We start from the raw sequence: 13,981 nt of genomic DNA on the forward strand, positions 1-13,981 counted from the left end.
TCTTTATCAAACGAACTTTATATCCTTATAGTTCATATTTTAATGTATCTAAGACAAAGAAGATACCCTAATATCAAGGAGACTATTTTTTATCAGCTGATCTTTAAATCGATACATTATTTTTCATATAGTCGTTCGTTATTGTAGTACATTACTTTCTTTAGACTATCGAATATTAGTTTTCGTTACTACTTTCAAATGAACAACTATGATAAATTGTTTTCTACCCTATTTACTGTACTATTTTGGTTGTTCATTATCTTGATTGGAGCATAATAGGCACAAAATATCTATCTTGATTGACCAAAAAATAAATGTGACTTATCTACTGGTTGCGAGTTTCCAACAGTAGCACTTACTCAACTGTCATTCCTCTTGATCAAAGTAAGAATATTCCTGCCTATTTATATCAAATATGCCTATAAGTATTCTCTAAAAAAGAAGACTTCATCGCTGAGTCTTCTTTCATTTTGTTGTTTGTTCTTGTATTTTTATCAATCGTTCAATTAGTGCATAACCCTTTGTCGTTTACTCGCATGTTCATTCTCACCATTTCATCAACTAATCTTTCGTATACGAAGTTGTTTATCTTTACATTATTATTTCTACAACAGAACTCGATATTTTACCTAAATAAATAATGGTTATTGGAACTTTCTCCAGATTACATTTTATTGTGAGATTGTATAAATTTTTGATACCAATAAAAACTATCCTTCTTGTAACGCTTATAAGTACCATTGCCTTCGTTATCTCCATCAACGTAAACTACACCATACCGTTTATCCATTTCACAGCTTCCCGCAGAAACAATATCAATGATTCCCCAAGCAATATATGCACCTACATCCACGTTATCCAGTTCTTTAGCTTTCATTATTTCTTTAAAATGTGAATCAAAATAATCAATTCTATACGGATCATGAACTTGATTGTTTTCTAATGTATCTTTTGCACCAAACCCATTTTCAGATATGATTACCGGACAATTGTATCGATCGTAAACTTTATTTAAAGTGGTGCGTAGTCCGATTGGATCAATCTGCCACCCCCACTCACTGGCTTCAAGATAAGGATTTTTAGTGGTAACAACTAAATTACCAGCTGTTTTTTCAGCTTCTTCAGTAGTAACGACACTTGAAGAATAGTAAGAAAAAGAAATGAAATCACAAGGATAGTTGCTTAATAGTTGGGTATCTTCTTCTGTTATTTTTAAATCCACCTCATGATTTTTGAAAAATGATTCCATATAGTAAGGATATTTCCCTCGCATTAAAACATCGCTACAAAACCATTGATTTATTTGTTCTTCCTTTACTAATTTAAAATTATCTTCTGGTTTTGGCGTAAGAGGATAGTAACAAAAGCAAGAAATCATTGCGCCAAATTTTCCAGGAACATTTAACTTTTTAGCTAACTGGATCGTTTTTGCATTTGCAACAAATTGATGATGTAAAGATTCAAATACTTTTTGAGTACTATAATCTTCTTTGTCAGGTTTAATCAATCCCGTTCCATTATACGGACTGAAAAACCCTGCATTAATTTCATTAAAAGGCAACCAATAATCAACAGACTGTCCCCAACGTTTGAATACAAATTCAGCAAAATTCAAATAGTACTGAACCATGTCTCTATTTGTCCATCCTCCATATTGTTCTACCAAATATAGAGGTACAGCATAATGATTCATGGTTAAAAATATTTTTATCTTGTTCTTGTTACAAAAGTCAAAAATTTGATCATAATAATGAACGCCTTCTTGGTTAGGTTCATTTTCAATGCCTTTTGGAAACAATCTTGTCCAACTTAATGAAAAACGGTAAACTTGGATTCCTAGTTCTTTTAATAACTCTAAGTCTTCTTTTACATGTTCATAACCTTTGGTACCAACTCTAAACGGATAATACAACTCGTTTTTTTCTTGTTTTGACTCCTCAATGACTTTTTTCGTTAATAATCTTGTTTGGACCGTTGCATTGTTATTTCTCGGTAAATAAGGACGACAATCTTGTGTATCCATTCCCTCTTTTACAGAAAAACCGCCTTCATATTGACTCGCTGCGGTAGCTCCTCCCCATAGAAACATCTTGTAACCCCTTTCAAAGATAATAAACTTATTATACCTTACAAGAATATTTATTTCAATTTTTATTTAAAAATAAAGATTTTTTATTTCAAAAGTTTGTAGATTTCCGTTTTATAAATAATCTAACTCTTTTATTAGTGACAACCATATATACCTATAAAAAACATTGCTAATGTCTGAGTCAGTGATACAAAAAATTAAACAAGATGAATGCTTACTTAAAGTGATACTTGCTATTAACCTTTATATCAAAAAAAGAGCCCTAGATTCATGACACACGCAAATTTTTGAAGGACCGTCTAGTTTGAATAGAGAACGCTATCACTCTAGATGATGATTGAATGATACTCCATACAAAAAAGCATTCCTCATCCCAATATGAATGATGAGGAACGCCCAGAATTAATTGAAAAAAGCCAATAAGAAAGGAGCAAACAGCGCAGGTAATAGGTTCAACACTGGGATCTGAGTGATTTTTAAGATATTTAATCCCGAAGTCAAAGCTAAAATTCCTCCTACTAATTCCATTTCGTTAAAAATAGAAGGTGTGATAAAAGTATCAATAGGAAGAGCTGAAACATAAACGCCTAACTCAATCAACACTAAAAGAGGAGCGACAAAGATCAGGATGATCCCATAATTGGAGGCTAATGTTACGGCAACAATGAATGAGAAAATAATATTAACTAATATAAATGAACTATCTCCTTGTAACGCACTTTGTAAAGGACCCAGGATAGGTAGTGTACCAATACATAACAACGATATGCCTAGAACTAATCCTTCACTTTTTTGACCAAATGAGTGAAATCGTTGTAAAAAATCATCTAATCCTTTATCTAAATTCATCATTTGGCCAATAGTAGCTCCTAATATCAGCATCATAATAAAGACAATTTTATAGCTACTGGTTGCGACACCCTTTGTAATTGAAGTGAATCCAACTACTATTGCACTTAAACCAATAACGCTATTTAATAGTTCTTTATAATTTTCACTGAATTTTTTCCCAAACATCGTACCGACAATTGAACCTATGACGACAGATAAACCATTGATAAAAATATATTGCATTTCTACTCGCTCCTAATAGCTATTTAAAAGCTGGTCTATTTTAGGATATTTTTTTACTTCTTTCTTTTTCACTAATTGACCTTCTTTAAAGACCATCTCAACAGAAGTCAATGCACGCATTTCTTTAAGGGGATTTTCTGAAAGGACAATCAAATCAGCCATCTTCCCGACTTCAATAGATCCATATTCTTCTTCTATCCCTAATAATTTAGCATTTCCAATTGTTCCAATCTCAAGGGCTTGTCGAGTCGTCATTCCACCGTAGCGTACAAAATGATCTAATTCACGCCAATAGTCATAATGAGTGACAAATGACATGGAAGCATCATTTCCTGATCCAATACTGATGCCATGTTCAATGGCTTGATGCAAGCTTTCCAACATTCCTTCATACACAATTTTCCCATTTTCAAGGGTTACTGTGGAAACACCAGTTTTTTCTTGTTCTAGTAATGCAAATGGTGCTGCCGCTTGAAAAGTTGGCACAAGTGTCGTATATCCTCGATAGGATTTTGGATTATTCTTGTATAGCTCAATGATCTCCTCATCCATAGGTGAGCCATGTTCGATCGAATCCACACCAGCTCGTAAAGCAATCCGAACTCCCTCGGTACTTTCCACATGGGCAGATACCATCCGTCCCACTTTATGAGCTTCCTCACAAATGGCAGTGATTTCTTCTTCAGTAAACTGTAATGAGCCTGCTTCACCTATTCTGACTGCATCAGTCACACCACCAGTCACACAAATTTTTATCCAGTCTACATTTTGTTTTAGATTTTTCCGAACATTTTGACGCCCTTCCCAAGGTGAATCACTCTCAAGAGCTAAATAAGGAGCCCCATGTCCGTCTGTGATTGAGAGAAAGAAACCCGCAACTTGTAGTGTTGGACCAATCTTCTTTTTGCTTAGATAAGTATCTCTTAATTGAACATCTTGGTAGAAAAATTCTCCAAGGGATCGAATGGTTGTGATCCCCGACTGCAATTGTGTCTGTGCGTTTTTGTGCATAACCATTCGCAGCGCTGTATGTCCTAATTTTGTCTGTAGCAATCGATAACCTACATTTTTTAGTGAAGGAGAAAGATTCCCCTTAAACGGTTTTCCTGAAGCAAACAAATGAGAATGTGCATTGATTAATCCCGGCATGACATAATGGTTATGACAATCAATCACTTCATAATTTCCACTTATCTTAGTTCTTCCCTCAATAATCTTTTCAATACGTCCATTTCTATCAATAACAATATCTGCAAGGTACGGTGTTGCTTGGTTAAAATTCAATACTCGGCAATTTTTTAAAACTATTTTTTTCATTTGAGATTTCTTCTTTCTAATTTATGATTACTTAAATTTTTTAACTGTATTGAGAAAAATAGATACAATTCATAACAACTTTTATTCGTTTTTAAAGTAGATTAAAAATCATTGAATGCTTTGTCTCCATATTTATTTCATAGCCACATAATTCCTTTGTATAGTAGCGATAATCTTTTTCAGCTAATTGAATGATTTCATCAACGGTATATTCTTCATAGTTTATTAATTCCAGGAAGACCATCAGCTTAGAATCAATGCCTAAAATTTCAGGAAGAATTTCCCAAAAAGTATCCTTCGATATATTTTCAAGCAATTGATCCAGTCGGTTCACTTGTTTATCAATATATTTTTTTGCTTCTTCTGGCTTTCTATTGGTTTCTTTCAATGCTTGATAGAAACCAGAAATATAATTTTCTCTAGTTGTAACTTTCATTCAGTTTTCTCACTTCTTTTCATTTTTGTTTACGTTTAATTTTCTAAATTCTCAATTAGTTGTCTTTTACTTTTGGTAGCTCCGAAAGTGGCTGATATATCTGCCATATCTTTTTCATTACTGATAGTCAGCCAACTCGTAAATAGTTAGATAATTAGTTGTCTATTATCCATCAAATTGTTATCAAAGTTAACTGACGATGAACGTGCTTTTTAATCTATTTCTGAAGCATAGAGCAATTAATCAAGACAAAAGAGAATTCACTTGTTTTTGCGGTGCTTAACTGCTATGTTTCTATCCCCACAATTTAAAATAATTCTAAGTAGGATTAGCTTTAGTAGTCTCATTGTCCTTTTTCACTCTTTGAAAAAACTTCATTCACACACGATAATATAAAAAGAAGCGAAACATACTTTTAACTTCAACGGTTAGAGAACTATCTATATTTAGAGAAAACAGACGGATAAAATCCTCTTGTTATAGCGAATCGATAAATTGTTTTTCTTTGAAGGATACCAAGAAATAATACTGCCTTTTCTTATGTTGAAAAATAGTGATTTTATCAACTAGTCTAAGTCTTTGAGAAATATATATTGGTATTCATTCCACTCAATAAGAATAAAAAAACGTTTTGTTTTGGACATATAGATTACTTAATAAATTTTTTCCATACAGACACATTCCTTTTATTAAAGAAGAACAAGGAAAAGAGGTTATCCTCTTCTCCCTACTCTATTACTAGTTTTCGGGGACTGCACTTAATTCCCAAGTAAGTGTAGTTGAATATTTTGTTGCTTCTGGATTAGCTCCTTTTGGCACATCCAAAGCCACACTTTTATCAGCGGATTGAGCATCTCCAAAACGATACACCCAGGTTCCTGTACCTTCACTACCTTCTGCACGAATCAATGTTCGCTTATTACCTGGTATTAGTGTCAAAGGATTTTTAACTTGTAGAGATGGACTTTCTCCACTTTGTGCCGTTACTAATTGTTGATTCATTAAACGCAATTGCGCCCCTGTCAGTTCCTGACTTTTTTCTCCGATAAATTGCTTTTCTTGCGTCACGCCTAACTGCCAACCATTACGCTCACTTGCTGAACGACGATCGCTGACTTGGATATAGTTAGGTCGCTCTTCTTCTTCATTTACCGTTCCATCTTCATTCAATAAACGCTGTGTTTGTGCATAATAAGTCTGATCTTTAGCAGAGATTGGTTGTGAACCAAAGTTAAATCGAGAAACAAAATCAATGCTCAGCAATCCTTGATTCTCAGGAAGTTCCGGTTTATTCTCAGGGTCGACCTCTATTTCTGGATCTAAGGGATCAACAGGTGAAACAGTATTCCGTTCTTCCTCATAAACCGCTTGGATCGTGGCATCTTGTCCACCCATTGTAACGATGGTATCTGGATCTTTATCATCTCTAAGGGTCGCTTCTCCTGTTAACACTTCCCACTGGACAAATCGGTAGCCCTCATTAGGATTCGCTTGGATCGTTGTCGTCCCTCCTTGGGGTAGACTCGCTTCTCCTAACGTTGGATTTCCGCCTTCTTCCGGACTGGCCTGCAAGCTTAATTCATACTTGATCTGTTCGTATACGGCTCGCACTGTCGCTGTTTCCGATATTACTCTAACAAAAGTCTCTGGCCAATCTGGGTAATTAATTGATGCGTCTCCAGAAACTACTTCCCAGCGTAAAAATCGGTAGCCTTCATTAGGATTGGCGCGAATACGATAAACATTTTCAATAGGACCATTATCTATCTCTGACGTCGGATTTCCTCCTTCTATTGGACTTGCTTCCAAGATCAATCGTTCGGGAAGTTTTTCATAAACAGCTCGCACTGTTGCTTCTGAATTAGCTCCAAGTATCACGACAAAGGTATCTGGACTTAAAACATTACCAATACTTGCATTCCCAGAAACTATTTCCCAGCGCAAAAAACGGTAACCTGGATTGGGATTGGCATAAATTTCACTAGCTTCTACATGTACATTACTTGATGTTGGATTCCCGCCTTCAACTGGACTTGCTTCCAAAAACAATAGTTGTTTGTTTTGTTCGCTTGATTCATAGACTGCTCGTATTCTCGCCACTTGCATCCCCATGGTGATTGTGGTGTTTGGACTAGTTATATCGGTTACCCTAGCATCTCCAGATATTATTTCCCAACGTAAGAATCGATAGCCTGGATTAGGATTGGCATTGATGGCGGTAGAACCTCCTGATGGAACATTTACATTTGCTGCAGTGGGATTTCCTCCCTCTAGTGGACTTGCTTCCAAAGTCAATCTTTGATTACTCAGTTCATAGACTGCTCTTATTGTCGCATCCTGAGCGCCAATCATAACAGTGGTATTTGGATTTGTTGCATTAGCTAAAACCGCTCCACCTGAGACTACTTCCCATCTTACAAATTGATACCCTACATTGGGATTCGCACTAATGGCGGTGGAGCCTCCCGATGGAAGATTTACTGAAGTTGCTGTAGGATTCCCCCCCGCTACCGGACTAGCGTGTAAATTAAGTTTCAATTGTGCTGGGGGACCTGGTGGATCTATCCAGTCCCCTCCCTCTCCATTAAAAAATAACGCACCATATAAAGGATCAGAAAAAGTAGCTTCATACCTTTGTGCAAAATCATTTGGATCTGTATTACTACTTATAACAGTTCCACCATTTACTCCTCCAAGAACAACATCAGTACGATACCATGAGGTTAATGGTAGTGCAGTCATACTGTCAACTGACCGACTCATTGTTAGTCTTTCCGTTTGTATAATGATACTGCTTGAAGCATCCGATAAAATAGGTTTTAATCCAGAATTCCTTGTACTAGAAATAAATGAGCTAAGATATCTAGGAAATAAAGTTGGCTTAATAGTTAATGTCCCCCCTCTGAGTACTTGAATACCTGTCCCTCGTACAGTTACGCTAGCTCCATCAATCTGTCCAGAGTAGACAAGGATACGTCCACTTAGATTTATATTCTGTCCTCGGACTACAGCTCCAGCTGACCCAGTTCCCATATAAAATAAAAAATTATGAGCATCGATTGAACCACTTCCATTATGAATCACTACGGGATCAGTGCGCCTGTCTCTAACAAGAGCTCCACCAGCACCATCAGCAATTTCAACACCTACTATACTTAAGTTTGCAGAACCACTCATTATCAAACTATAACCGGAATTTGCAAAATTCACCCTTGTTAACTGCACACCATCAGATGGATCTGTGCCTTCAATCCTAATAGATGAGCTTCTTGTATTTATAGAATCCCCCCAAATCGAGCTATCATAAACAACGTTCTCATTCAAAATCACGATAGAAGTACCTGGATTATTCCAAGCACTTCTAAATTGACTCCAGTTACTCACATTGCTTACTGATCGGTTTTGGACATCCCTTGTTTCTTCCAAAATCCGTTCTTCTTCTGCTGCAATCAAGTCTTCTGATATGGATAAATTTTCTTCAATAGCAACAATTGGTTGAATGGTAGTTGAATCATTATGACTTTCTTTTGTATCACTTGATTCATTACTTTGTTCTTCCAATTCTTCAGATTGAGAATTTTCGGACTCTATTTCTTGCAGTTCATCTGATTGATCATTTGTTTCAGATTCTTTCAACTCTGTGGGTTGCTCCGTTGTCACTTCTGGAATAGAGTCCTCTACTTCGATATAAAAGTGATCTGCATCATGATCAATCGTAAGAAAATAGCTCCCTGTAGCTTTAAAAAGGATTGGGATTTCAAAAGAAGTTTGTTCTTCTTTTGTAGATAAAGTCCAATATTCCCCGTGAGAATGCTGGATAGATTCTCCATTAGAAAATTGAGATTCCAGAATTTCTCCATTAGAAGGAATACGGATCAGTACTTGATTCGCTGCTAATTTACTCGTGAAACGTATAGTTACTGGTTGATTTACGATTGTCTTAGATGTTTTGGTTACAAATGAAAATTCTTGAATTTCATCTGTACTTGGTTCAACAAAATCAGTAGGCTCAGTAGATCCGATAGAATTCAATAGATTATTTTCTTGTAAATCAACTGCTTCAACTTCTCCATTGGGTGTTGTTTCTGCCAAAACCAAACTTACAGGCATGAGTAAAACCTGGAGAGCCAAAATTGTAGTTATTAAAACAACTGTAGCTTTCTTTAAACGGGAACCGGTCATAGTATCACTCCATATTCTGATTATTTTTTTTGTTTTCTCGATTTTTCCGATAAAAAATATAAGAAAGGACTACTGCTAGAAGAAAGAGTAAAATGAGTGAACCAACCATCCACCAATTAACACTCGAGTCGATTGTGACATCTTGGCGATTTAATCTACGAGCCTCGTCTGCTTCAATTGTAAATGTCCGTTCCCACTCCCATTCCTCTTCTCCAGAAGTCGCTTTTAGTTTTAGAACATAGTCTCCACTTTGAAATCGATCTCCGGCTAACGAAATCGGGAAGTTAAAATTAGAGTTTGGGGCCATTTGCATTTGTTCTTGGCTTGCTTGATAGAGGATAGCTTTTTCTCCCTCTTTTTGAACGGTTGCTTCTACTTTTAACCGATTGACAAATGTCGGAGTAAAGTTTTGTAAATTCGCACTAATCACATTACGATAATTCAGTTGATCGGCAAAAACATCCAACAATTCCAAGTCTGGTTGAACAGATGATCGGCTATTACTTACCACCACACCTACGACATAAGCAAATTCATTTTTTATTGCTACACCTTCTTCATCTGTCGCTTCTTCTTCTTTTTCTTCTCTCACTTCACTTATTCGTAAACCTCCGGCTAAAAAACCTTCAAATGCTTCCTTCGGTAAAGTAAGTGGGATTTCAACAATTTTTGTTTCATTACCGGCTAACTCAATGGGTTCTGGAGTTTCCATTAATTCTGCTAAAGAATATGGCAAGGTGGGATCTGCTTCTTCAGCGTCTTTCCCATATTCCACGACCCCCATCACATTTGTAAATGCCGTATGGGGTGTGATCAGAATTGCCTTTGTTTTATCATCTGCATTCTGAAGTTTTAACGATAATTTCTCTGTACTTCCTGGTTCAGCATTCAAATTAAAGTATTGCTCACTTCCTTCTAATTGGCTTTCAGGAAATTCAGGTGTCACATAAAAATTCAAGTTAGCTTCTTCGGCATTTACAAATACTGGAGAAAACAAAAAAAGGGAAATTGCTACAAACAGCCATCTCAAAGGCGATCTTTTGTTCATTTGGTATGTAATTATTTGTTTCATTAAAATAAGTCCTTTCTATAAAAGCAACATCTGTCAAAAATAAACTCTTCCTCTTTTAAATCTAAATAATCGCATTAACAAACTACTCATTAGGAAATAATCCGGAGAAGAATCAAAAAATGAAAAGTTTTTTGATTCTTCGGATTATTCCTTGGAGCTGAGCACATAATTAACTACTTCTAGTAGAGTTACAATGATTGATTAACTTTTAATCCTTATCAAAGATTAGATCGTGTTGTCTTCACCACCATTGTCTTCACCGCCGTCGCCTTCTCCACCGCCAACATCTTCACCAGGCGTTGTTGATAACTCCCATGTAAGTTCTGCTGTATAGGTTGTCGCATCTTTTGCAGTTGATCCTGGTACGAACAATTGAATCGCATTGTTTGTGATTACGATTTCTTCAATTTCTTCGTCATCTTCAGGGTCTACTTCTTTATTTTTATCCTCGAATTGTGCATTTAAATCTACTTGATTTCCCCAAACAACAGAGGATGCTCCTGCCCCTTTACCTTCATCCGCAGTCATTACAGAAAGGCCGCCTGCTCCTGGGATTAATTTCATTCCTGCTGCATGTGCTGTAGGTGCATTTTGAGCATTACTACCTTCATACTGGATACGAGAATCTACAAAAGTGATTTCTGCTCCTGTCAATACATTATTTTGCGTATTTGAAGTGAAATCTGACAAGCTAACTTGTAGATCCCATCCTTCATTTGTCCCACGAAGGTCTTGTACTTGTGCAAAGCTGACATAAGGAACGAGTTCTCCAGTTTCTTTCAATGGTTGCATTTCAGCAACCATGTCATATGTTTTATCTTGGTTAGAGATTACTTGAGTACCGAAATTCATTGTGGCAGCTTTAACAATTGATAATGGTCCAGTCGTTCCTGGTACTTCTGTTTCAATTTCAACATCTGGTCCTGTTTCTGGTGGAATAACTTCTAGTTCTCCATCTTCATCTCCTGATGGACGGAATTGGACTTGACCTTCAGTGGTTACGTCACGTACTTCTGCAGCAAATACGGATGTAGCGCCTCCTGCTAAAACAGTGGCTGATAATGCTGTGATTGTTGCTAAACGGATAAATTTCATTTGATAATTCCTACTTTCTTTTTTTAAGTTTTTTTTGTTGTTGATCTTTTTGTTTAAATAGAATAAAAACAAAACAAATCATACATATACCTATCCAAATCAGTCTTCTATTTGTGAAATCATTGGTTTTTGGTAATGTCCCCCCAGGTTTAGCAATTTCTATCACCGGTGGTCGATGAACACTGTCTGGCGGTGTTGGATCTGGTGTCCCGATTGGTTCATAAATACCGGTAAAACCAATTGAACCTTGTGTTTCAACACTCTGTATTTCTTCACCACTCACAATAACTGTTGAAAATAAACACAGCATGATCATAGTTAGTGGAAAAACAAACTTCGCTTTTTTACTTCCCATGTCCCTCCTCCTCAAAAATAGTCCAAACAATTTGGCTTTTGATAGAGAAATCTTTACAAACAAACATTCATTTCGTTTCCCCATAATCAAATAGTACATTCCTAGGTAAACAAAATAAAATCGCCGTTTGCCTATGTATATGCAAAAAAACAACAATTGATGAACAACAACGAAATTCACCTTTTAATTGTCTGATAAAAAAGCATACGTTGAATTAAAACAAAAAAGCCAACTAGATTTCTCCAGTTGGTATGGGATAGTTTTTCATTTCCAGTCTCTTAATTGATTTGAAATATTTGACCAATCTTGTTCATCAGGTACATCTTTCACCAAGATATAATCGATATCATTAATAAAATCCGCTATATACCGACTATAGTTGGTCACTATCAGATCGATATTTTCGGCATTCAATTTGTCACGAGTTAAAGATTGGATGGGAACGAAGGTGAGCTCATGTTTATTTCCAAATAATTTCAATGCTTTAATCCGTATAGATTGATAGGCTAAGTGATTTCCTTCTAACAGGAAGTATACTTTTTTAGAGGACTCATAATAATCAAGCAGCATATCACTATATAAAGTAAGGCTTATACAAATATCTCTCATATATGTTTCAGAGATAGCAAAGGTCTTTTTATGTCCTTGTAAAAATCGATAATTTCTTTCATAATCTTCAGTATTATCAGAGACGAACTCGTCCAATATATCGAACATTACTTTATTTAAAACAGGATCGATTGTATCCTTTATTTTGATTGACAATAAAAAGGATTTAAGAAAAATGGCTAATTGGGCATGTTTATTCACAGGTATTTTTCTCTCATTCAAAAAAATCTCCGTCATTTTTGTAATTTCAGGCCATAAGTTAAACTGTTCAAAAAAATTTTTTTCGAATTTTTCATAATTAAATGTACGGTCACACATCGTTACTAAATAAACCCATGCAAATTCCTCTTTTGATAGATGTATGCCAAAAACCATCTCAATTTCTTTACTTACAGAAGATATTAATAAAAAATCTTTTTCTTCATAAACTCGCTCCAATATTTTTTTAGGTATGGTCACTCCGCATCCTTGTCCCACTCTTATGAGAGTAATAAAAAAATTATAATAAAAAGAGGTAGGTGTTGTTCCTGTAGCCACTTCATAGGTATCTATACTCAATTTATCAGCAACTTTATTTAGTATTAAATCTGGCAATCTTTGGTCAACCAAGACTGAATAAGGGGTTTCTACTCCTTCATAAAAAAAATCTTTAAAGAATTTACGTAAGCTCGCTTCACTTCCACTGATTGTCAAAGGATTGGACACCCATTTTAATCCATAACTATTTAATATTGGATTGCACTTCATCAGTAGTCGGCGAAAAGCACTTTCAGAATAATTGTACTGATAAGCTAATTCATCAATTCGTTCTAGCCTTCCATAAAAAATATCCTCCACCAGTTTAAATAATAGCTCATTTTCTAGCAGTTGCTTTTTTCTTTCTTTATATAAAGAACGCTCTATTTCTTGAAAAATATAGCCATTACTGGTAGAAGTGAATAATGCACTATCTTTGAAGTATTCTTTTAAATACTTAATGTCATTGGCTGTCGTTCGGTACGATGCATCATTTTGTTCGGCTAATTCCCCAATAGTGAACGAACGATTCCGTTCGATATAATTTAGCGTATTAAATAAACGAATCGTTGGTTTATTACTTATAAAAGACAATTGCAATTCTCTCACATAGGATCCTCCACTCCGAAATATTCTATTTTGTAAGTACACTATACAGATATTTCTATCATTAGAAAAGGATCTGCCTTTTTTAATGAATACTTCAGCTGATTGAAAATCAAGAAAAAAACAGTATGGTTTTGTTCTATTTAAAACGGAAAACAAAAAAACCTCTTTCATAGCAAGAGGTTAAAAAATAAATATCCTATTATTTTAAGGGGCTACTTGATTCTATTTTTGGTTTTATCTACATTCAATGCATACTTGTCACACGTTGATTCCTCACTTCACAGAAGTGCTGCCAACTTTCGTCTGATTGTCGTTCTCTATTGAAGAAAGAGGTGTTCAGAATCTCCATTTTTAGAGATTGGAGGTTACCAAGCCGTAGTTAGTATTTTATTTCAATAAAAAAATGTAGGAACTACAGGGATAGCTTGGTCAATAAGAGAAACCGCTGTGAGTAAAGACCTATATTTGCAAGTACGCTCTATTCCCAATCATCTCGTGACTTCAGTCGACTTCAGTCATGAGAGGTTCAATCTTTAGTATTCAACTATTCATTCAAAGATATTTTCTCAACAAGTTTTGTCAAAATCTCCATTCCAGGTCCTAATCAGTTCCTAACAGGTATAAATA

9 protein-coding genes are annotated in these 13,981 nt (G+C 35.5%); all 9 read right to left on the reverse strand.

The genetic code is table 11. The features are described 5' to 3' along the window. Positions 1 to 664 precede the first annotated feature (664 nt). A complete protein-coding gene (locus A5844_RS08620; RefSeq protein WP_086284794.1) occupies positions 665 to 2,089 on the reverse strand; it encodes a glycoside hydrolase family 1 protein in 1,425 nt (474 codons plus the stop codon). 402 nt (positions 2,090 to 2,491) lie between these two features. Then, positions 2,492 to 3,163, reverse strand: coding sequence for a DUF554 family protein (locus tag A5844_RS08625; protein ID WP_086284795.1), 672 nt, complete (start codon positions 3,161 to 3,163; stop codon positions 2,492 to 2,494). Positions 3,164 to 3,175: 12 nt separating this feature from the next. Continuing rightward, positions 3,176 to 4,480, reverse strand: coding sequence for a metal-dependent hydrolase family protein (locus A5844_RS08630; RefSeq protein ID WP_086284796.1), 1,305 nt, complete (start codon positions 4,478 to 4,480; stop codon positions 3,176 to 3,178). 91 nt (positions 4,481 to 4,571) lie between these two features. Then, complete coding sequence (locus A5844_RS08635) at positions 4,572 to 4,916, reverse strand: DUF7006 family protein (RefSeq protein WP_086284797.1); 345 nt, start codon at positions 4,914 to 4,916, stop codon at positions 4,572 to 4,574. Positions 4,917 to 5,654: 738 nt separating this feature from the next. After that, on the reverse strand, positions 5,655 to 9,098 hold the full coding sequence (locus A5844_RS08640) for a WxL domain-containing protein (RefSeq protein WP_256924542.1): 3,444 nt from the start codon (positions 9,096 to 9,098) through the stop codon (positions 5,655 to 5,657). 4 nt (positions 9,099 to 9,102) lie between these two features. Next, on the reverse strand, positions 9,103 to 10,170 hold the full coding sequence (locus A5844_RS08645; protein WP_086284798.1) for a WxLIP family cell surface protein: 1,068 nt from the start codon (positions 10,168 to 10,170) through the stop codon (positions 9,103 to 9,105). 225 nt (positions 10,171 to 10,395) lie between these two features. After that, a complete protein-coding gene (locus A5844_RS08650; protein ID WP_086284799.1) occupies positions 10,396 to 11,265 on the reverse strand; it encodes a WxL domain-containing protein in 870 nt (289 codons plus the stop codon). A 10-nt stretch (positions 11,266 to 11,275) separates the two neighbouring features. After that, positions 11,276 to 11,620 (reverse strand): EF2685/EF0750 family sortase-dependent surface protein, encoded by a 345-nt coding sequence (locus tag A5844_RS08655; RefSeq protein WP_244610818.1) that lies wholly within the window; start codon positions 11,618 to 11,620, stop codon positions 11,276 to 11,278. A gap of 264 nt (positions 11,621 to 11,884) precedes the next feature. Then, positions 11,885 to 13,354, reverse strand: a complete 1,470-nt coding sequence (locus A5844_RS08660) for an AcpB/EbpR/MafR family transcriptional regulator (RefSeq protein WP_086284800.1) — start codon at positions 13,352 to 13,354, stop codon at positions 11,885 to 11,887. Positions 13,355 to 13,981: the final 627 nt, after the last annotated feature.

It is taken from the genome of Candidatus Enterococcus wittei (assembly GCF_002140175.1).
In the GTDB taxonomy this organism is placed as follows: domain Bacteria; phylum Bacillota; class Bacilli; order Lactobacillales; family Enterococcaceae; genus Enterococcus_B; species Enterococcus_B wittei.